Raw genomic sequence first — 18,601 nt, forward strand, 5'->3', positions numbered from 1 at the left:
CCGGTTGGGGCGCTGGATGATGGCCTTTATGTCCAAAGTATTTCCCTTTGTTCCCGGAGCAGCGCAGGCGAAAAACCGGCGCTAGTCTTGGGCCGCACAGCAGGTTTTACCTGCTCTATTTCGGACCTCGACACGGATGACGACGGTAATGCTTGCCTGCACGAACACTTGTTTGCCCCAAGACCTGAACCGGCACCAAGCCGGCATGACGCTGATCGAGGTACTGGTCGCGACGCTGATTCTCGCCGTCGGCCTGCTGGGCGCGGCGGTGATCCAGCTCAATGCGCTCAAGTACACCGACAGTTCCAGGATGACCAGCCAGGCCAGTTTCATCGCCTATGACATGCTTGATCGGATTCGAGCCAATGTTGGCGCTGACTACGCTTGGGGCCGGTCCGAGGGGGCCCTGGCCAACAGTGCCAGCGCGAACGTGCGCAACCAGGACTTGCATGATTTCGAGGCGAACATTCTCGGTTTCGCCGGGGAGAGTGCCAGCGGCTCGGTGTCGATCAGTGGGAGCGAGGTGACCGTCAGCATCAGTTGGGATGACAGTCGAGGCGCCAACAGGTCGGGCGCTCGGGAAACTTTCACCCTGACCAGTCGCATTGGCGATAACCCCGAGGTCGCGCAATGAGGTGCCGCGCCCGAGGGTTCAGCCTGGTGGAGTTGTTGCTGGCTTTGGCCATGGGGTTGGTGCTGGTGCTTGGCGGTGGCCAGGTGGCGATCAATTCCAGAGCTACTCACGCCAGCCAGCAGGCCGCCATGTTGCTGCAGGATGATGCGCGGTTCGTGCTGGGCAAGATGATTCAGGACATTCGCCAGGCGGGCATGTTTGGCTGTTTGGCCACGGGTTTTATCGACAATGCGCCGCCGGCTTTCGATCAGCCTGTGCGCTGGAGCGTCGGGGCGGGTACACAGTCGCTGACGCTGGTGACGGCGGAGGTCGGTGATGGAGCTGGCAAGCCGGACTGGACGGTATTGTCCGATTGCACCGGTACCGCCCAGGCCTATGTCGGGCATGCCCCGGCACCCGCACCCGGACAGATCCGTTTTGCATTACGCCAACTTACCTACACCTTCGAAGCAGGCCAATTGAAGGTCAGCACGCCTGCATCGCCCGCCAAGGCCGTACTGGTGGATAACGTGAAGGCGTTCGATATCAGTTTTGGCGTCGCCGCCAAGCCGGCATCGTTAAACGTTGTGCGCTACGACGCTGCTCCGGCCGATGCGTCCTTGATACGCAGCGTGCGCATCCTGTTGACGCTGCAAGACCCGGCCGGCCTTGTAAAGGATCAAACCTATAGCGTCGCGGCAGCGCTGCGCAACCGTCTGGGGTAGCACGGCCATGACGCTTACTGAGGGTATTCGTTTACGGCAGTCGGGCATGGTGTTGCTCATCAGCCTGGTGTTCCTGCTGCTGTTGTCGCTGGTCGGTTTGTCATCGATGCAGGGTGCAGTCACCCAGCAAAAAATCGCCGCCAGCCTCTGGCTCCGCAATCAGTCGCTGCAAAGTGCCGAGAGTGGCCTGAGGCGTGGGGAATCGGCCGTACAGCGGTCATTTTCGACGTTGCGTTTATGTCACTCGATTGTGGCGTGTGCGCCGCCGGAAGGGGCATTTTCGGTAGTAGGCCCCGGAGTGGACCCTGTGTCGGGCGTCACCTGGATGACGCTGAAGGGCGGTCTGTACGGCGTCCAATTCCTGGGGCCCGCGACAGGGCTGGCGCATTTACCGCCGCAAACCCCGGCCGCGGTGTATCGAGTGACGGCAGTCGGGCTGAGTGGCCCATTGCGCACGGTGCTGGAGAGCATCTACGCGCGGGTGGAAGAGGAGGGCGATTCGCGTTTTCGGCGGGTGGCATGGCGGCAACTTCAATAAGGAGCAACGGAATGGGCATGGACAGCCAAGGCTTTACCCTGATCGAGCTACTGATCGGCGTGGCGATCATCGCGGTTCTGGCCGGGATCGCATACCCCGGCTATACCGGCCACGTCAAAAAGGTGTATCGCGCAGAAGTCGTCGGGCTATTGACCGAGCAGGCTCAACACCTGGAGCGCTTTTATGCGAGGAACGGCACTTTTATTGATGCAAGCGGCGTCAGTGCGGGCAATGATCGCTATAGAATCACCGCTGCATTGAACCCTCAGGATTTCCTGCTGGTGGCTACGCCCGTCGTCGACTCGGTGATGCGCGGCGACCCTTGTGGCGACTTCAGCCTGACCAGCACCGGTACGCGGACCAACCCAGGCGCGGCACCTGAAATGTCGCGCAAGCTGTGCTGGGGGCAATGATGAGGGTGCTGGATGATTGGGCGCCGGGTGCGCTTGTTCCTATTTATCGGCTGGATCAAATGATGGCAGAGCAACAGCAGGTAGTGATTGTCGGTGGCGGAGTCATCGGTTTGTTGACGGCGTTCAACCTGGCCACCCAGGGGCAGGCGGTGGTGCTGCTGGAGCGCGCAGGGGTGGGGCAGGAGTCTTCCTGGGCGGGTGGTGGCATTGTCTCGCCCCTGTATCCGTGGCGCTATAGCCCGGCAGTCACAGCGCTGGCCCATTGGTCGCAGGATTTTTATCCACAGTTGGCGGAGCGCTTGTTCGCGGCTACGGGTATTGACCCGGAGGTGCACACCACAGGCCTGTACTGGCTGGACCTGGATGACGAAGCCGAAGCGCTGGCCTGGGCTGCACGTGAAGGTCGCCCGTTGAGCAAAGTGGATGTCTCGGCCGCCCATGACGCCGTTCCGGTGCTGGGTGGTGGTTACTCCCAGGCGATCTACATGGCCAACGTCGCCAATGTGCGCAACCCGCGCCTGGTCAAATCCCTCAAGGCCGCGCTGCTGGCATTGCCTGGCGTGACCGTCCATGAGCAATGCGAGGTCACCGGGTTTGTACTGGACGGCGGCAGTGTGGTGGGTGTGAACACGGCGCAGGGCCCGATCCTGGGCGATCAGGTGGTCCTGGCAGCGGGGGCCTGGAGCGGTGAGTTGCTGGGCACACTGGGCTTGTCGCTACCGGTGGCGCCGGTCAAGGGGCAGATGATCCTGTACAAGTGCGCCTCGGACTTCCTGTCGAGCATGGTCCTGGCCAAGGGGCGCTATGCGATCCCTCGGCGTGACGGGCACATCCTGATCGGCAGTACCCTGGAGCATGAAGGCTTTGACAAGACCCCGACTGAAACGGCGCTGGAAAGCCTGAAGGCGTCAGCGGTGGAGTTGATTCCCGCCTTGGCGGACGCCGAAGTGGTCGGGCATTGGGCCGGATTGCGCCCCGGTTCGCCGGAGGGCATTCCTTACATCGGCCAAGTGCCGGGCTTCAAAGGGTTGTGGCTCAACTGCGGGCATTACCGCAACGGCCTGGTGCTCGCACCGGCGTCCTGCCAGTTGTTCGCCGACTTGCTGCTGGCGCGTGCGCCGATCATCGACCCGGCGCCCTATGCGCCTGAAGGTCGGATCAACGCTGGATAGACTTCGGCCCTTGCTCAAGGTGCGCCTGGGTGCAATACCATTCCTGACGGGAACTCAAGGCGCGATCCTGCGGCAGATGCACACCGCAGTGAGCGCAACGGACCATCAAGGCAGCATCGGGCTCATTGGCGCGTTGCTGTTTGGCGGCCGGGCTTTTGAATTTGCGCCAGAACCATACTGCGGCGGCAATGACAGCAATCCAGAACAGTAGACGAAGCATGATGGGCAGTTTCTCGACAAGGAATGCGCCAGTTTAGCCAAGGACGTGCCAGGCGCACAGCGCAATAATACCGCCCACAAAAAAGGAGCCTCGAAAGGCTCCTTCTTGATGACGCAGGCTGCAATCAGTCGAACACGCCGAAGGTCATGTAGCTGAACCACGAGCGGTCCTGGTTGTTGCCGAGGGCCTGCGGCTCTTCCTCTTCGATCACGTCGCCGTTCTCGTCGTGTGGCTTGAGGTCCGAAGGAATGGCTTCCTTGGCGTCCTGGAACTGCTTGATCACGTCCTGGTTGGCGCGGGTTTCGCCCGGCGGCAGCGGTGGACGGGACTCGATCAGACCCAAGGTGTACTTGCTCAGCCACGAGCGGTTGTCCGCTTCAGCCACCTGAGGCACGAACTGGCCGTCTTTCAGGCTTGGGTGGTCAGGGTAGTTGAGCTTGAGGGTTTCCAGGCTGGTACTGGCCAGCTCGTCCAGGTGCAGGCGCTGGTAAGCCTCGGTCATCACCGCCAGGCCATCACCCACGGATGGGGTTTCCTGGAAGTTTTCCACCACATAACGACCACGGTTGGCGGCCGCTACATAGGCCTGGCGAGTCAGGTAGTAGTGGGCGACGTGGATCTCGTAGGAAGCCAGCAGGTTGCGCAGGTAGATCATGCGCTGCTTGGCGTCCGGTGCGTAGCGGCTGTTGGGGTAGCGGCTGGTCAGCTGGGCGAACTCGTTGTAGGAGTCGCGGGCAGCGCCCGGGTCACGCTTGGTCATGTCCAGCGGCAGGAAGCGCGCCAACAGGCCGACGTCCTGGTCGAACGAGGTCAGGCCCTTCATGTAGTAGGCGTAGTCGACGTTCGGGTGCTGCGGATGCAGGCGGATGAAACGCTCGGCGGCGGACTTGGCAGCTTCCGGCTCGGCGTTCTTGTAGTTGGCGTAGATCAGTTCGAGCTGGGCCTGGTCGGCGTAGCGCCCGAACGGATAGCGCGACTCCAGGGCCTTCAGCTTCGCTGTGGCGCTGGTGTAGCTATTGTTGTCCAGGTCTTTCTGAGCCAGTTGATACAACTCGACTTCACTCAGGTTTTCGTCGACGACGTCCTTTGTTGACGAGCAAGCAGCAGTCATGGCGAGGATGGCGATCAGCAGCAGGTGTTTCACTTGCATGGCGGCTTGCGTCCCTATGACGGCCGCTGTCTTGGGCGGGGCCGTCCTGTTATGATGAGCGCCCCGTTGAAAGCCTCGGGGCAAAAGACGCCGTATTTAACCACAAGCGCGCAGCCGAAACCAAAGGCTGTGCCACGCCTAGTCTGAGCATGTCCGATAAAATTGAACTTCGCGCAGAGGTGCCGTCCGAATTGGGCGGCCAACGCCTCGATCAAGTCGCCGCACAATTATTCGCTGAGCACTCGCGCTCGCGCCTTTCCGCCTGGATCAAAGACGGCCGCCTGACTGTGGATGGAGCGGTTATCCGCCCGCGAGACATAGTGCATGGCGGTGCGATTCTTGAGCTGACTGCCGAGCAGGAAGCCCAGGGAGAATGGGTTGCCCAGGACATCGAGCTGGATATCGTCTATGAAGACGACGACATCCTGGTCATCAACAAACCCGCAGGCCTGGTGGTTCACCCGGCGGCCGGGCACGCTGATGGCACCTTGCTCAATGCCTTGCTGCACCACGTGCCGGACATCATCAATGTCCCGCGCTGCGGCATCGTGCACCGCCTGGACAAGGACACCACCGGCTTGATGGTGGTAGCCAAGACCATTCAGGCGCAGACGCAGTTGGTCACACAATTGCAAAGCCGCAGCGTCAGTCGGATCTACGAGTGCATCGTGATCGGCGTGGTGGTGGCCGGTGGCAAGATCAACGCGCCTATCGGTCGCCACGGCCAGCAGCGCCAGCGCATGGCGGTGATGGAAGGCGGCAAGCAGGCCGTCAGCCACTACCGTGTGCTCGAGCGTTTCCGCTCCCACACCCACGTGCGGGTCAAGCTGGAAACCGGTCGTACTCACCAGATTCGCGTGCACATGGCGCACATCAATTTCCCGTTGGTCGGAGATCCGGCCTACGGTGGTCGCTTCCGTATTCCGCCAGCGGCCAGTGCAACCATGGTCGAATCGCTGAAAAACTTCCCGCGCCAGGCGCTGCATGCACGCTTCCTGGAACTTGATCATCCGACGAGTGGTAAGCGGATGAGCTGGGAATCGCCTCTGCCGGACGACCTGGTCTGGTTGCTGTCGTTGCTCAAGCAGGATCGCGAGGCGTTTGTCGGGTGAATGACTGGCTGATTCCTGACTGGCCCGCGCCGGCTCAGGTGAAAGCCTGCGTCACCACTCGGGCCGGCGGCGTCAGCCTGGCGCCGTTCGACAGCCTCAATTTGGGCGATCATGTCGAGGACAGCCTGGAGGCCGTGCTTGAAAATCGCGGTCGTCTAACCGACGTATTCGACATACAGCCTGCCTGGTTGCGCCAAGTCCACGGGATAAACGTGGTTGAGGCCGATCCGGCGCGTACCGCCGAAGCCGATGGCAGTTGGACCGGCACCCCAGGCATCGCCTGTACGTCAATGACCGCCGATTGCCTGCCGGCGTTGTTCTGCAACCGCGCTGGCACTCGCGTGGCGGCGGCTCACGCCGGTTGGCGTGGCCTGGCGGCGGGCGTACTGGAAGCTGCGTTTGAAAGCCTCGACGCCGAACCTGGCGAAGTGTTGGTCTGGCTGGGCCCGGCGATTGGCCCGCAAGCCTTTGAAGTCGGCCCGGAAGTGCGTGAGGCTTTCATGCAGCAACTGCCGATCTCTGCCGAAGCCTTTGTGCCAAGCCGCAATCCGGGCAAGTTCATGGCCGACATCTATACCCTGGCTCGCCTGCGCCTTGCAGTGCGTGGCGTCACTGCTGTTTATGGGGGTGGGTTCTGCACGGTGACCGACCCGCGCTTCTTTTCCTACCGGCGCAGCCCTCGCACCGGGCGTTTTGCCTCCCTTATCTGGCTTGAACGCTAGACTCAGCTGATCTGGGTCAACACTGACTCACATCAAGCATCTGTCGCTTGAATCTTCCAGAATCCACCCCATCTATAGGGGTATCTGGCAGGTTTCTTCATTCAGGATGTGTTTACTAGCTCCGGCCTGCTCAAAAGGAAGGTGACTAATGCGTATTGATCGTTTAACCAGCAAATTGCAGTTGGCACTGTCTGACTCTCAATCCTTGGCGGTGGGTCTCGACCACCCGGCCATCGAGCCTGCGCACTTGATGCAGGCGCTCCTGGAACAGCAAGGTGGTTCTATCAAGCCCTTGCTGATGCAGGTGGGCTTCGACGTCAACAGCCTGCGCAAGGAGTTGAGCAAAGAGCTCGACCAATTGCCGAAAATCCAAAACCCGACCGGCGACGTGAATATGTCGCAGGATCTGGCGCGCCTGCTTAACCAGGCCGACCGTCTGGCCCAGCAGAAAGGCGACCAGTTCATCTCCAGCGAACTGGTGCTGCTCGCCGCCATGGACGAGAACAGCAAGCTCGGCAAGTTGTTGCTGGGCCAGGGCGTGAGCAAGAAAGCCCTGGAAAACGCCATCAACAACCTGCGTGGCGGCGACGCGGTGAACGACCCCAACCATGAGGAGTCGCGTCAGGCCCTGGATAAATACACCGTCGACCTGACCAAGCGTGCCGAAGAGGGCAAGCTTGACCCGGTGATCGGCCGTGACGATGAAATCCGTCGCACCATCCAGGTGCTGCAACGTCGTACCAAGAACAACCCGGTGCTGATCGGCGAACCTGGCGTGGGTAAAACCGCGATTGCCGAAGGCCTGGCCCAGCGCATCATCAATGGTGAAGTGCCGGACGGCCTCAAAGGCAAGCGCCTGCTGTCCCTGGACATGGGCTCCCTGATCGCGGGTGCCAAGTTCCGTGGTGAGTTCGAAGAGCGCCTGAAATCCCTGCTCAACGAGCTGTCGAAGCAGGAAGGGCAGATCATCCTGTTCATCGACGAACTGCACACCATGGTCGGCGCCGGCAAGGGCGAAGGTTCCATGGATGCTGGCAATATGCTCAAGCCTGCTTTGGCGCGGGGTGAGCTGCACTGCGTCGGTGCTACCACGCTCAACGAATACCGCCAGTACATTGAAAAGGATGCGGCCCTTGAGCGTCGCTTCCAGAAAGTGCTGGTAGAAGAACCGAGCGAAGAGGACACCATCGCGATCCTGCGTGGCTTGAAAGAGCGCTATGAGGTCCACCACAAAGTGGCGATCACCGACGGCGCGATCATTGCGGCGGCCAAATTGAGCCATCGCTATATCACCGACCGTCAACTGCCCGACAAAGCCATCGACTTGATCGACGAAGCGGCCAGCCGTATCCGCATGGAGATCGACTCCAAGCCGGAAGTGCTCGACCGTCTGGATCGGCGCCTGATTCAACTGAAAGTCGAGTCCCAGGCCCTGAAGAAAGAAGAAGACGAGGCGGCGAAGAAACGCCTGGAGAAACTCCAGGAAGAAATCGTCCGCCTGGAACGCGAGTATTCGGACCTGGAAGAAATCTGGACCTCGGAAAAAGCCGAAGTACAGGGTTCTGCGCAGATCCAGCAGAAGATCGAGCAGTCGCGCCAGGAGCTGGAAGCTGCCCGCCGTAAAGGCGATCTGAACCGCATGGCCGAGTTGCAGTACGGGGTGATCCCGGACCTGGAGCGCAGCCTGCAGATGGTCGACCAGCACGGCAAGCCTGAGAACCAGTTGCTGCGCAGCAAGGTGACCGAGGAAGAGATTGCCGAAGTCGTCTCGAAGTGGACCGGTATTCCCGTGTCGAAAATGCTCGAAGGCGAGCGCGACAAGCTGCTGAAAATGGAACACCTGTTGCACCAGCGTGTGATTGGCCAGGAAGAGGCCGTGGTGGCAGTGTCCAACGCGGTACGGCGTTCGCGGGCCGGGTTGTCCGACCCGAACCGCCCGAGCGGCTCGTTCATGTTCCTAGGTCCGACCGGCGTGGGTAAGACCGAGCTGTGCAAGGCCTTGGCCGAGTTCCTCTTTGATACCGAAGAGGCCATGGTGCGGATCGATATGTCCGAGTTCATGGAGAAACACTCCGTGGCTCGCCTGATCGGTGCGCCACCAGGCTACGTGGGCTACGAGGAGGGTGGTTACCTCACAGAAGCCGTGCGGCGTAAGCCTTACTCGGTGATCCTGCTGGATGAGGTCGAGAAGGCGCACCCGGATGTGTTCAACATCCTGCTGCAAGTGCTGGAAGATGGCCGTCTGACCGACAGCCACGGCCGTACGGTGGACTTCCGCAATACGGTGATCGTGATGACATCCAACCTGGGCTCGGCGCAGATCCAGGAACTGGTGGGTGATCGTGAGGCCCAGCGTGCGGCGGTGATGGATGCACTGACCTCGCACTTCCGCCCGGAATTCATCAACCGGGTCGACGAAGTGGTGATCTTCGAACCGTTGGCACGGGATCAGATCGCGGGCATTACCGAGATCCAGCTGGGTCGCCTGCGCGGCCGTCTGGCAGAGCGCGAGTTGTCGCTGGAACTGAGCCGCGAGGCGTTGGACAAGCTGATCGCGGTGGGTTACGACCCGGTGTATGGCGCACGGCCGTTGAAACGTGCGATCCAGCGCTGGATCGAGAACCCGCTGGCCCAGTTGATCCTGTCGGGCAGCTTTATGCCAGGCACCAGCGTCACGGCGACTGTGGAAAACGACGAAATCGTCTTCCACTGAGCCCGGCCTGTATGGCGATAAGAGAAGGCCCCGCGTTGCGGGGCCTTTTTTTTCGATAGGGCGTTGAACTGTAAGGCAAAGGCTTGTAAAGTGCGCCCCGCAGCAACGTCAGCCCACAGGTTTCTTCTCCCCAAGAAGAAATCAGAAACAAGCGCAAATCATTGTCTTAAAAGCAATTTAAAGGGTTGACAGGGGTTTTTAAGATTGTAGAATAGCGCGCCTCAGACACATGAACGTAGCGATACGGACAAGTCGAAGAGAAGGTAGTACGCAGTAAAAGTTGTAATTTGAAATATGTAGTTCCGTGATAGCTCAGTCGGTAGAGCAAATGACTGTTAATCATTGGGTCCCAGGTTCGAGTCCTGGTCACGGAGCCAATTTCAAATCGGGGTATAGCGCAGTCCGGTAGCGCGCCTGCTTTGGGAGCAGGATGTCGGGAGTTCGAATCCCCCTACCCCGACCATATTTGGGTCGTTAGCTCAGTTGGTAGAGCAGTTGGCTTTTAACCAATTGGTCGTAGGTTCGAATCCCACACGACCCACCATTTTTGAGACCAGTTAACGCTGGAATCGAATCTTAAGATCAGAGGCCAAAAGCGCTGATCGAAGAAGGCGACTGAGAGGTCGCCTTTTTTTACCGGGGTATAGCGCAGTCCGGTAGCGCGCCTGCTTTGGGAGCAGGATGTCAGGAGTTCGAATCCCCTTACCCCGACCATATTAAAAATCCCCGTATCGAAAGATACGGGGATTTTTTTTGTCCGCCATTTCATCATGCGCTACCGGCCCCTTTAGGAGCCGGCTTGCCGGCGATGACGTCAGCGAGATATTGGTGATCTCAAGGTCGCCTTCGCCGGCAAGCCGGGCTCCTACAGAGGGGGCGTTGTCAGTGAAGCTTGAGGCGTGGCTCGGTGCCCCGGCCAATCTTGCTCCCCAGCATCAGCATCGCCGTGCGGAAGAACCCGTACAGCGCCATCTGGTGCATGCGGTACAGCGACACGTAGAACATCCGCGCCAACCAGCCTTCCAGCATCACGCTGCCGGTGAGGTTGCCCATCAAGTTACCCACCGCCGAGAACCGCGACAGCGAGATCAACGAGCCGTAGTCGGTGTACTTGTAGCTCGGCAGGTCCTTGCCTTCGATGCGCAGCTTCAGCGACTTGGCCAGCAACGATGCCTGCTGGTGAGCCGCCTGGGCCCGCGGCGGTACGTTGCGGTCGGTACCCGGTTGTGGGCAGGCAGCGCAGTCGCCAAAGGCGAAGATGTTCTCATCGCGGGTGGTTTGCAGTGTCGGCAATACCTGCAGTTGATTGATGCGGTTGGTTTCCAGGCCATCGATATCCTTGAGGAAGCCAGGGGCGCGAATCCCGGCCGCCCACACCTTGAGACTGGCAGGGATGACCTGGCCGCTGCTGGTGATCAGCGCATCGGCAGTCACTTCGCTGACCGCCGAGTTGGTCAGCACCGTCACCCCAAGCTTCTCCAGGGTCTTATGCACAGGCACCCCAATACGCTCCGGCAGGGCAGGCAGTACCCGTGGGCCGGCTTCGATCAGGGTGATGTGCATGTTTTCCGGCTTGATGCGGTCCAGGCCATAGGCGGCCAGCTCGTGCGCGGCGTTATGCAGCTCGGCGGCCAGTTCGACCCCGGTGGCACCGGCACCGACGATGGCGACGCTGATTTTTTCCACCTCATCCGTCTGCCCGGCATGGGCGCGCAGGTAGTGGTTGAGCAGTTGCTGGTGGAAGCGCTCGGCCTGTTTGCGGGTGTCGAGGAACAAGCAGTGCTGCGCAGCGCCTTCGGTGCCGAAGTCGTTGGTGGTACTGCCGACCGCGATCACCAGGCTGTCATAGCCCAGCACGCGCGCGGGTACCAACTCACGGCCTTCTTCGTCGAGGGTGGCGGCCAGCTGGATCTTCTTCTGCTCACGGTCGAGCCCGCTCATGCGGCCCAGTTGGAACTCGAAGTGGTTCCATTTGGCCTGGGCGACGTAGTTGAGTTCGTCTTCCGAAGAATTCAGCGAACCGGCCGCCACTTCGTGCAGCAAGGGCTTCCAGATATGGGTCAGGTTGGCGTCCACCAGCGTGATGCTGGCGGTGCCGCGCTTGCCCAGAGTCTTACCCAGGCGGGTAGCCAACTCCAGGCCGCCGGCGCCGCCGCCGACGATAATAATACGATGGGTCATGGGGATATCTCGCAAGGCTAAAAGAAATCGGAGCAGTTACCCCCGCGAGCGCCAGGCAGCTCATAGCGTCAGGTAACTCAAAAGTCGGCTCAGCAGGCCCAGGCCGATCACCACTACCAGCACCACACCAAGGAGCAGCCACGGCCGGAAAGGCTTGCGCTCGACTCGATTCTGGGAGAGTTGCAGGTACTCTTCGACATGCTGTTGGTCATCGGGGTTCAGGCGGCTGGTCATAAAGGCCTCGTCAGGTAGACGTTGCAAAAGGGCGCCACGTTACAGTGCGGGGCCTCAGAGGCTGATGCCCACGTCGAACACTATGCTGCGGCCCAGGTTGTTGCGCAAGAAATCCGGCGCGTCCGGGTGGGCGAACAACACCCGTGCAAAGGTAGGCCCCACCAGCGACAGCGAGCGCCAGCCCTGGCGCAGGTATTCCGTCGGCGGCGGGAAGTGGCTGTTGAGGTCGAGCACTTCGCGCTTGAGGCTGGTGAAGGCGACGATATCCAGCTCCCCCAGATCCATCCCGCGCTCTTTGTAGTTATGGGCCTTCTTGCGCAGCGTGGGCGCCAGGCGCAGCAGGAACTCATGCGCCGGGATGCGTCGCGGCTTGGCCTCCCGTCGTACCAGTTGGCTCAGGGAGAACGCGCTGCGTCGGCGCAGCAACTCGTCGCGCCACTCGTCATTCAGGCGGCGGCCCTCGTCCAGCACAAAAAACACCTCGAAGCTGGCATCGCGAAACAGCACGTCCGGCGGCTCTTGCCCGGCGGCGTGGAATTCCTCTGCACGGTAGGGCACGTTCAAGCCTTGCAGCAGGCGCTGGCAGACCCAACGCTCACGCTCCCATTTGCGGGCATTGGACAAGAATGCGTTGGCTTGTTCGGCCGCTACAGTGAGCAGGCGCAAGTAATCTGAGTCATCCATAGCTAGCAGCTTAGCGCCCAAATGATGACCGCAGGAAGTACCCCTGTGAAACGTCGGTGTAGACTGATCATCCGAGCAATATTCGACGCAGGGGAGTGCAGCCGTGATCAGTGCCGCCATGTTGGCGCCGACAACAATGGGCATCGGCTGGCTGTTGTATGCGCCGCTGGTACTGTGGGCGATCCTGCGTTCGCCGTGGGTCGAGTTGTTCGCCGACCGGCGCCGCCAGCATTTGCTGTTCGGCACCGTGTTCGCGTTGTTCATGCTGTGGCTGGTGCGGCGGGATTTCGATACCGGCGTGTCCTACCACTTCATCGGTATGACCGCCGTGACCCTGCTGCTGGATTGGCCTCTCGCAATTGTCGGTGGCTTTGCCGCCCAGTTGGGATTGATGGCGCTGGGGCGCCAGGACCTCGCGGCCCTGGGCGTCAACGGCCTGCTGCTTGTCGCGTTGCCGGTGCTGGTCACCGAAGCCTGCGCGTTGCTGGTCGAGCGTGCGCAACCGCGCAACCCCTTTGTGTATATCTTCTGCTCCGGCTTTTTCGCAGCCGCGCTGTCGGCTTTGCTCTGTCTGTTGGTCGGGCTGGGCCTGTTATGGTTCGACGGCCGTTTCGCCATGCCGGAATGGCTGGAAGATTTCGTCGGCTACCTGTGGCTGATCATCTTTCCCGAAGCCTTCATCAACGGCATGGTCATCAGCGCCCTGGTGGTGTTCTGCCCGGAATGGCTGGAGACCTTCAACCGTACTCGCTACCTGTCGGCCCCCTGGAAGGATGACGATTCACAGCGTTGACCCAGATCAAATCCCGCCCAGCCGAGCAGGCCCATGCTCTGCGAAATTTTTCCAGGCAAGGCGGGAGCACGGATCATGAGTGTGTATGAGTGGGCACGGCAGGAGTTGCGCAGAAGCCAGGACGCGGCACAGGAAATCGGATTCGACCCCGGCTTGACTCTACGTGCCATGCTCAGCGCGGTGGTGCAGCAAAGCAAGGGTGTGCGCACCTTTGAAGACCTGGCCGACGAGCTGCAATACCTTGCAGAGAACCTCGACGACCAGCAGGAATACGCTTTTATGCGCCCTTAGTGGCGCGGCTGCAGGTCTTCGGAAAATAGCTCGTCTTCGGCATCCGGGGCGACGGGGATCTTGTGTTCTTCAGCGGCCCAGGCGCCCAGGTCGATGAGTTTGCAGCGCTCCGAGCAGAACGGCCGGTTGAGGTTGGTCGCTTTCCATTCCACGGGTGCACCGCAGGTTGGGCAGTCGACGGTCAAGGGTTGGCTCATGATCGGCCTCCACGCAAAGTAAGGTAAAAGTGATGCAGTCGTTCGACCTCGCTGTGCAGCCAGGCGAGGTCCCGGTCGTTGACCAGCACGTCATCGGCATGGTTCAGGCGATCGTCTCGGCTGGACTGGGCCTTGAGAATCGCGTGTACCTGTTGTTCGTTGATGCCGTCGCGCTGCAGGGTACGCTGAATCTGCAGCGATTGCGGCACATCGATCACCAGGATGCGCTGGGTCATGCTGTACTGGCCTGATTCGATCAGCAGCGGCGACACCAATATCGCGTAGGGTGACTTCGCGCGCGCCAGGTGGCTGCGAATCTCCTCGCCAATCAACGGGTGCAACAAGGCTTCGAGCCAGCGGCGCTCTTCGGGAACTTCAAAGATCAGCTTGCGCAATGCGCCTCGGTCCAACTGGCCGTCCGGCTGCAGCACGCCGGCACCAAAGTGCTCGGCGATACGCGCCAGCGCCGGCCGACCAGGCTCGACCACCCAGCGGGCAGCGTGGTCGGCGTCCACCAGGTCGATGCCCAGGTCGATAAAGTGCTGGGCCGCCGCGCTTTTACCGCTGCCGATGCCGCCGGTGAGGCCAAGAATCCAGGGTGTTGCAACAGAAGTGGTCATCTGAAACCGACAGACTGCAAATAGAAGTCGGTTATTTGACCACCCCAGAGCAATGCAATCCAGCCGGCAATCGCCAGATACGGACCAAATGGCATCGGTGCCGACGCCTGGACCTTGTGCAGGCGCATCAGGATCAAGCCCACGAACACACCGACCAGCGACGACATCAACAGCGTCAGCGGCAGGATCTGCCAGCCGCCCCAGGCACCGAGCAGCGCCAGCAGCTTGAAGTCGCCGTGGCCCATGCCGTCCTTGCCGGTGACCAGCTTGAACAGCCAGAAGACGCTCCACAGGCTCATGTACCCGATCACCGCGCCCCACAGGGCATCGGACAGTGTCGTCAGCAGGCCGAACCCGTTGACGATCAGCCCCAGCCACAGCAGCGGCATCACCAGCACATCCGGCAACAGCTGATGGTCTGCATCGATCAGGCTCATTGCCAGCAACCCCCAGCTCAACACCAGCACCGCGCCCGCTTGCCAGCCAAAGCCGAAATGCCAGGCTACCCAGGCTGAGATCAGCGCGCACGCCAGTTCAGTGAGTGGATAACGGGCGCTGATCGCACCTTGGCAATGGGCACAGCGGCCTCGCAGAAACAGGTAACTGAGCAGTGGGATATTTTCCCACGGGCGTATCGGATGATTGCAGTGCGGGCAGCAGGAATTGGGGTGCATCAGATTGCAGGTCGGCCCGGCAGGTTCAGCGGGCAAGCCGAGCACCTCATGGGCCTGAGCGCGCCATTCCCGTTCGAGCATTTTCGGCAGGCGCCACACCACTACGTTGAGAAAACTGCCGACGATCAGCCCGAGTACTGTCGCCATCGCAACAAACGCCCAGGGGGAGTCAGCCAGCAGCAGGCTCAAAACGCACTCCCCAATTGGAAGACCGGCAGGTACATGGCAATCACCAGCGCGCCGACGATGCCTCCTAATACCACCATGATCAGCGGCTCCATCAGGCTGGTGAGGTTATCGACACAATTATCCACATCCGCCTCGTAATGGTGGGCAACCTTTTCCAGCATGCGATCCAGCGTGCCGGACTCTTCGCCGATGGCCGTCATCTGGATTGCCATGCCGGGGAACAGGCCGCTGGCGGCCATGGATTGATTCAATTGCATGCCCGTCGCTACGTCGCGTCGCATCTGTTCGATTGCCTGTCTGAAGGGATCGGAACCGACGGCACCGGCCACAGAGTCCAGCGCCTGCACCAACGGGACGCCGGCGGCAAACGTGGTGGACAGCGTGCGGGCGTAGCGGGCCACGGCGGATTTGCTCAGCAGTTTGCCTGCCAGGGGCGTTTTCAACAAACAGCTGTCCAGCCATAGACGGAAATCCGCTAAGCATCGATACGCTTCGCGCAGCCCCAGGCCTCCCGCAAGAATACCCAGCGCCACGACCCACCAGGCTTTCTGCATGAACTCGGAAAGGGCGATGACCTGCAAGGTGAAACCAGGCAGTTCGCCGTCGACCCCGGCGAACAGCGTCTGGAATTGTGGCACGACGTGGACCAGCAATACGCCGGTAACGACGCTGGCGACCACCAGGACGGTGAGCGGATAGGTCATGGCTTTTTTGATCCTGGCCTTTAGCTGCTCGCTCTTTTCTCGGTGTATCGCAACACGTTCCAGCAAGGTTTCCAGCGCTCCGGCCTGTTCGCCGGCGGCCACCAGGTTGCAGTACAGCGCGTCGAAATAGCGAGGTTGCTTGCGCAGTGCTTCGGCAAGACTGGTGCCAGCGGCGATCGCCTGTTTCAAGCCTTGCACCAGCTCGCGCACGGCGCGGTCATCGAAACCTTCGGCGATGATGTCGAAGGCCTGCAGAAGAGGAATGCCGGCCTTCAGCAGCGTGGCCAGCTGGCGGGTGAGCAGGGTAATGTCGGCCGGCCTGATCGCCGATGCGAGGCTCGGCAGCACCGCGGACTTCTTGCGTACACGCCCCGGGCTGATGCCTTGCCGGCGTAACTGCGCCTTGACCAGAGCAAGGGTGTGCCCGGTGGTTTGCCCGGACACCCGGCGTCCTTTGCGGTTGATGCCTTCCCAGGCGTAGAGCGTTGCAGCGTTGTCCATGTCACGGTTCCGCACAGAGGTCGTCGAAGATTTATAGCTTAGTCAGCTGACGGATTCGGGCAGGCCGGTAGCGGAGGATAAAATGTCAGAATGTGCGTCTTGTGCGCGATCGACCGCCTGCAGATGAGTACACTGGCGCCGCTGCACAACACGGGGCGCAGGATGCGCCTTGTCATGAGTTCTATCCTGGAGAGTGAATGTGATACGTCAAAAAGGTTTTACCCTGATCGAGCTGTTGATCGTCGTGGCAATCATCGGCATTTTGGCCACCATCGGCCTGCCCATGTACACCACCCACCAGGCCAAGGCCAAGTTCACCGCCGGCCTGGCTGAAATCACCGCGTTGAAGGCCGGGTACGAAGACACCCTCAACCAGGGCACCGTACCGACCCTGGCATTGATCGGCGGCACCAGCCCGACAGCCAATTGCAAGATCGAAGTGGCCGGGGATGTCGCCACGGGCGCAGGTGCCATCACGTGCGAAATACTCGACGCGCCGGCACCCGTGTTGGGCAAGAGCATCAGCCTGACGCGCAATGCCGCCACCGGTTGGAAGTGCACCACAACCGCTGAGGCCAAATATGTCGCCAAAGGCTGCGGCGCCGACGGCGTATAACTGCTAAACCATCCACAGGGAAGTTGAGGTGGCCGATGGCGTTATCCTTGCAGCAGCGCGGCAGTGTTTTTCTGGTAGCAGTGGTGTGCCTGCTGGTCGTCGGGATCTGTGCACCGTTCAGTGGGCACGATTTGCAGCGGGCGATGCAAATTTCCATCGGGCTCTGCGCGGTGCTGTATGGGCTGTCGGTCACTCGCGCGGCGCAGCTGGTGGACCGTCCCACCGCCCTTGGCCTGGCGCTGATTATCGGGTTGGGCCTGGTGTCATCCGCGTTGGCTCACCAGCCGCTCTGGGCGTTTACCGAAGTGGCGTTGTTTGTCAGCGGCGGGGCGATTGCCGTGGCGTTCGCCTGGCTGCGTCGTCACGGCGGCGAGCCTTTGGATCGAGCCTTGATCATGGTGGTGGTGCTGCTGTGCCTGATCAAGTCGATTCAATACGTGTATGCGGGCGCGCTTGCATTCACCAGCGCCGAGCGGACGCTGGACCCTGACTTGCTGCTGGCTGGCTTTTCCAACAAACGTTTCTACGGTCAATTCCAGACGTTCACCTTGCCGCTGCTGGCACTCCCCTTACTGATCCCAACGCTCTCTCGCTCGCTCAAAGGCGCAGTGTTTGCGTTGCTGTGCGGGTGGTGGCTGATCGCGATTGGTGGCGGCACGCGCGGCACCTGGCTTGGCATGGGCGCGGCGGGCGTGGTACTGGCGGCGCTGGGACCCTGGGGCCGGCGCTGGTTGGGTTGGCAACTGGCCGCAGTACTCGGCGGGCTGTTGCTGTACTGGCTGGTGTTTACGGTGCTGGCGGACTGCCTGGGGATCCAGATCCTCAATGGCGCCAGCGATCGCCTCACTACCTCCCTGTCGGGGCGCGGTCCGATCTGGTGGCAGGCCTGGCATATGCTCGTCGAGCGGCCATGGCTGGGTTTCGGACCGATGCATTTTGCCGACATCGCCAATAAGATTGCCGCGCACCCGCACCAGGCCATCCTGCAATGGGCCAGTGAATGGGGTGTGCCCTCGGCATTGTGCGTTGCGGTTCTGGCGTGGCGAGGTGGTTGGGCCACCTTCGGATTGCTGCGTGGGCGTGCGCTGTGCGCCGAGCGTGCCGACCTGATGCGGCTCTGCCTGTTTGCGGCGCTGGTGGGGGCGTTGGTGCAGTCCATGGTCGATGGCGTGATTGTGATGCCCAACTCTCAAGTCTGGCTGGCGCTGGTGGTGGGCTGGTTGATGGCGCTGCATGTATGGCGAACCCCGGTAACCGCCGAGCTGCCATTGGCCTGGGGTGCCTGGAAAGCCCTGAGTGTGCTGGCCGTTGGTCTGTTGGTCGTGATTGCCGCGCGTGACGTCCCGCACATCACGCAAGCCCAGCAGCAGTACTTGGGCAGCCAGGGTGGCTTGCTGCAACCACGCTTCTGGGCCCAGGGTGTGATTGCTCGCTGACGGCGGCAAGTTGCCGGACTCCCGATGCGGTGCTAGCTTTAGCCCACCGCCCGTGTAGCTCAGCCGGTAGAGCAGCGCACTCGTAACGCGAAGGTCGCAGGTT

The 18,601-nt window shown here is 61.1% G+C and carries 21 protein-coding genes and 4 tRNA genes; 16 read left to right on the plus strand and 9 right to left on the minus strand.

Going from position 1 to position 18,601, the window contains the following annotated elements; translation table 11 throughout:
- The first annotated feature begins 148 nt into the window (after positions 1-148).
- From pilV to thiO, 5 genes are all read left to right on the plus strand, one after another.
- The gene (pilV, locus tag BM70_RS0114010) at positions 149-634 is read left to right on the plus strand and encodes a type IV pilus modification protein PilV (protein WP_025856585.1); all 486 of its coding nucleotides are present in this window, start codon (positions 149-151) and stop codon (positions 632-634) included.
- A complete protein-coding gene (locus tag BM70_RS0114015) occupies positions 631-1,338 on the plus strand; it encodes a PilW family protein (RefSeq protein WP_025856586.1) in 708 nt (235 codons plus the stop codon). The genes pilV and BM70_RS0114015 overlap by 4 nt, the downstream gene beginning before the upstream one ends.
- Positions 1,339-1,345: 7 nt before the next feature.
- Entirely contained in the window at positions 1,346-1,876 is a 531-nt protein-coding gene (locus tag BM70_RS0114020; protein WP_025856587.1) for a PilX N-terminal domain-containing pilus assembly protein, read from the plus strand.
- A gap of 11 nt (positions 1,877-1,887) precedes the next feature.
- Complete coding sequence (locus BM70_RS0114025; RefSeq protein WP_025856588.1) at positions 1,888-2,289, plus strand: type IV pilin protein; 402 nt, start codon at positions 1,888-1,890, stop codon at positions 2,287-2,289.
- Between the two features lie 62 nt (positions 2,290-2,351).
- Entirely contained in the window at positions 2,352-3,461 is a 1,110-nt protein-coding gene (gene thiO / locus BM70_RS0114030) for a glycine oxidase ThiO (protein ID WP_025856589.1), read from the plus strand.
- Here thiO and BM70_RS32375 read toward each other — a convergent pair.
- Together BM70_RS32375 and BM70_RS0114040 are read right to left on the minus strand one after the other, a co-directional pair.
- Positions 3,448-3,681 (minus strand): PP0621 family protein, encoded by a 234-nt coding sequence (locus tag BM70_RS32375; RefSeq protein ID WP_081782068.1) that lies wholly within the window; start codon positions 3,679-3,681, stop codon positions 3,448-3,450. The genes thiO and BM70_RS32375 overlap by 14 nt on opposite strands.
- Before the next feature lie 124 nt (positions 3,682-3,805).
- On the minus strand, positions 3,806-4,831 hold the full coding sequence (locus tag BM70_RS0114040; protein ID WP_025856591.1) for an outer membrane protein assembly factor BamD: 1,026 nt from the start codon (positions 4,829-4,831) through the stop codon (positions 3,806-3,808).
- Positions 4,832-4,980: 149 nt separating this feature from the next.
- On the opposite strand from BM70_RS0114040, the gene rluD reads away from it, so the two are divergent.
- The 7 genes from rluD (at position 4,981) to BM70_RS0114075 (ending at position 10,092) form a co-directional block, all read left to right on the plus strand.
- Complete coding sequence (rluD, locus tag BM70_RS0114045; protein WP_025856592.1) at positions 4,981-5,943, plus strand: 23S rRNA pseudouridine(1911/1915/1917) synthase RluD; 963 nt, start codon at positions 4,981-4,983, stop codon at positions 5,941-5,943.
- Positions 5,940-6,665, plus strand: coding sequence for a peptidoglycan editing factor PgeF (gene pgeF / locus BM70_RS0114050; RefSeq protein WP_025856593.1), 726 nt, complete (start codon positions 5,940-5,942; stop codon positions 6,663-6,665). Before rluD ends, pgeF begins: the two co-directional genes overlap by 4 nt.
- Positions 6,666-6,813: 148 nt before the next feature.
- The gene (clpB, locus tag BM70_RS0114055) at positions 6,814-9,378 is read left to right on the plus strand and encodes an ATP-dependent chaperone ClpB (RefSeq protein ID WP_025856594.1); all 2,565 of its coding nucleotides are present in this window, start codon (positions 6,814-6,816) and stop codon (positions 9,376-9,378) included.
- Between the two features lie 301 nt (positions 9,379-9,679).
- A tRNA-Asn gene (locus BM70_RS0114060) sits at positions 9,680-9,755 on the plus strand.
- 9 nt (positions 9,756-9,764) lie between these two features.
- Positions 9,765-9,841: transfer RNA gene (locus tag BM70_RS0114065), tRNA-Pro, on the plus strand.
- Positions 9,842-9,846: 5 nt separating this feature from the next.
- Positions 9,847-9,922, plus strand: a tRNA-Lys gene (locus BM70_RS0114070).
- 93 nt (positions 9,923-10,015) lie between these two features.
- Positions 10,016-10,092 (plus strand) — tRNA-Pro (locus tag BM70_RS0114075).
- Positions 10,093-10,260: 168 nt separating this feature from the next.
- Here BM70_RS0114075 and BM70_RS0114080 read toward each other — a convergent pair.
- Genes BM70_RS0114080 through BM70_RS0114090 form a run of 3 tightly spaced genes read right to left on the minus strand, consistent with a single transcriptional unit; the run spans position 10,261 to position 12,477 of the window.
- A complete protein-coding gene (locus BM70_RS0114080) occupies positions 10,261-11,559 on the minus strand; it encodes an NAD(P)/FAD-dependent oxidoreductase (RefSeq protein WP_025856595.1) in 1,299 nt (432 codons plus the stop codon).
- Positions 11,560-11,619: 60 nt separating this feature from the next.
- Complete coding sequence (locus BM70_RS31265) at positions 11,620-11,793, minus strand: DUF3094 family protein (RefSeq protein ID WP_016976295.1); 174 nt, start codon at positions 11,791-11,793, stop codon at positions 11,620-11,622.
- 54 nt (positions 11,794-11,847) lie between these two features.
- Positions 11,848-12,477 (minus strand): DUF1780 domain-containing protein, encoded by a 630-nt coding sequence (locus BM70_RS0114090; protein WP_010213242.1) that lies wholly within the window; start codon positions 12,475-12,477, stop codon positions 11,848-11,850.
- 103 nt (positions 12,478-12,580) lie between these two features.
- On the opposite strand from BM70_RS0114090, the gene BM70_RS0114095 reads away from it, so the two are divergent.
- Both BM70_RS0114095 and BM70_RS0114100 read left to right on the plus strand, forming a co-directional pair.
- The gene (locus BM70_RS0114095; RefSeq protein WP_025856596.1) at positions 12,581-13,270 is read left to right on the plus strand and encodes an energy-coupling factor ABC transporter permease; all 690 of its coding nucleotides are present in this window, start codon (positions 12,581-12,583) and stop codon (positions 13,268-13,270) included.
- A 75-nt stretch (positions 13,271-13,345) separates the two neighbouring features.
- The gene (locus tag BM70_RS0114100) at positions 13,346-13,561 is read left to right on the plus strand and encodes a hypothetical protein (protein ID WP_025856597.1); all 216 of its coding nucleotides are present in this window, start codon (positions 13,346-13,348) and stop codon (positions 13,559-13,561) included.
- On the opposite strand, the gene yacG is transcribed toward BM70_RS0114100, so the two are convergent.
- From yacG to BM70_RS0114120, 4 genes are read right to left on the minus strand one after another with little or no spacing between them, the layout of a single operon-like run.
- Positions 13,558-13,758, minus strand: coding sequence for a DNA gyrase inhibitor YacG (yacG, locus tag BM70_RS0114105; protein ID WP_025856598.1), 201 nt, complete (start codon positions 13,756-13,758; stop codon positions 13,558-13,560). The two genes, BM70_RS0114100 and yacG, sit on opposite strands and share 4 nt — an antisense overlap.
- Entirely contained in the window at positions 13,755-14,378 is a 624-nt protein-coding gene (coaE, locus tag BM70_RS0114110; protein ID WP_025856599.1) for a dephospho-CoA kinase, read from the minus strand. Before coaE ends, yacG begins: the two co-directional genes overlap by 4 nt.
- A complete protein-coding gene (locus BM70_RS0114115) occupies positions 14,375-15,241 on the minus strand; it encodes an A24 family peptidase (protein WP_025856600.1) in 867 nt (288 codons plus the stop codon). Before BM70_RS0114115 ends, coaE begins: the two co-directional genes overlap by 4 nt.
- Positions 15,238-16,446: a type II secretion system F family protein gene (locus tag BM70_RS0114120; protein ID WP_025856601.1), complete on the minus strand. Its 1,209-nt coding sequence runs from the start codon at positions 16,444-16,446 to the stop codon at positions 15,238-15,240. The genes BM70_RS0114115 and BM70_RS0114120 overlap by 4 nt, the downstream gene beginning before the upstream one ends.
- Before the next feature lie 202 nt (positions 16,447-16,648).
- Between BM70_RS0114120 and BM70_RS0114125 the strand changes: the two genes are divergently transcribed.
- Both BM70_RS0114125 and BM70_RS0114130 read left to right on the plus strand, forming a co-directional pair.
- Positions 16,649-17,062, plus strand: a complete 414-nt coding sequence (locus tag BM70_RS0114125; RefSeq protein WP_025856602.1) for a pilin — start codon at positions 16,649-16,651, stop codon at positions 17,060-17,062.
- Between the two features lie 35 nt (positions 17,063-17,097).
- Positions 17,098-18,498 carry an O-antigen ligase gene (locus tag BM70_RS0114130; RefSeq protein WP_025856603.1) on the plus strand — a complete coding sequence of 467 codons (1,401 nt, stop codon included), beginning with the start codon at positions 17,098-17,100 and terminating at the stop codon, positions 18,496-18,498.
- The last annotated feature ends 103 nt before the right edge of the window (positions 18,499-18,601 follow it).

This window comes from Pseudomonas sp. CHM02 (assembly GCF_000612585.1).
Taxonomy (GTDB): Bacteria; Pseudomonadota; Gammaproteobacteria; order Pseudomonadales; family Pseudomonadaceae; genus Aquipseudomonas.

Coding starts and splice junctions, on each gene's coding strand:
- pilV (WP_025856585.1), top strand. CDS start 149: ATGCTTGCCTGCACGAACACTTGTTTGCCCCAAGACCTGAACCGGCAC.
- BM70_RS0114015 (WP_025856586.1), top strand. CDS start 631: ATGAGGTGCCGCGCCCGAGGGTTCAGCCTGGTGGAGTTGTTGCTGGCT.
- BM70_RS0114020 (WP_025856587.1), top strand. CDS start 1,346: ATGACGCTTACTGAGGGTATTCGTTTACGGCAGTCGGGCATGGTGTTG.
- BM70_RS0114025 (WP_025856588.1), top strand. CDS start 1,888: ATGGGCATGGACAGCCAAGGCTTTACCCTGATCGAGCTACTGATCGGC.
- thiO (WP_025856589.1), top strand. CDS start 2,352: ATGGCAGAGCAACAGCAGGTAGTGATTGTCGGTGGCGGAGTCATCGGT.
- BM70_RS32375 (WP_081782068.1), bottom strand. CDS start 3,681: ATGCTTCGTCTACTGTTCTGGATTGCTGTCATTGCCGCCGCAGTATGG.
- BM70_RS0114040 (WP_025856591.1), bottom strand. CDS start 4,831: ATGCAAGTGAAACACCTGCTGCTGATCGCCATCCTCGCCATGACTGCT.
- rluD (WP_025856592.1), top strand. CDS start 4,981: ATGTCCGATAAAATTGAACTTCGCGCAGAGGTGCCGTCCGAATTGGGC.
- clpB (WP_025856594.1), top strand. CDS start 6,814: ATGCGTATTGATCGTTTAACCAGCAAATTGCAGTTGGCACTGTCTGAC.
- BM70_RS0114080 (WP_025856595.1), bottom strand. CDS start 11,559: ATGACCCATCGTATTATTATCGTCGGCGGCGGCGCCGGCGGCCTGGAG.
- BM70_RS31265 (WP_016976295.1), bottom strand. CDS start 11,793: ATGACCAGCCGCCTGAACCCCGATGACCAACAGCATGTCGAAGAGTAC.
- BM70_RS0114090 (WP_010213242.1), bottom strand. CDS start 12,477: ATGGATGACTCAGATTACTTGCGCCTGCTCACTGTAGCGGCCGAACAA.
- BM70_RS0114100 (WP_025856597.1), top strand. CDS start 13,346: ATGAGTGTGTATGAGTGGGCACGGCAGGAGTTGCGCAGAAGCCAGGAC.
- yacG (WP_025856598.1), bottom strand. CDS start 13,758: ATGAGCCAACCCTTGACCGTCGACTGCCCAACCTGCGGTGCACCCGTG.
- coaE (WP_025856599.1), bottom strand. CDS start 14,378: ATGACCACTTCTGTTGCAACACCCTGGATTCTTGGCCTCACCGGCGGC.
- BM70_RS0114120 (WP_025856601.1), bottom strand. CDS start 16,446: ATGGACAACGCTGCAACGCTCTACGCCTGGGAAGGCATCAACCGCAAA.
- BM70_RS0114130 (WP_025856603.1), top strand. CDS start 17,098: ATGGCGTTATCCTTGCAGCAGCGCGGCAGTGTTTTTCTGGTAGCAGTG.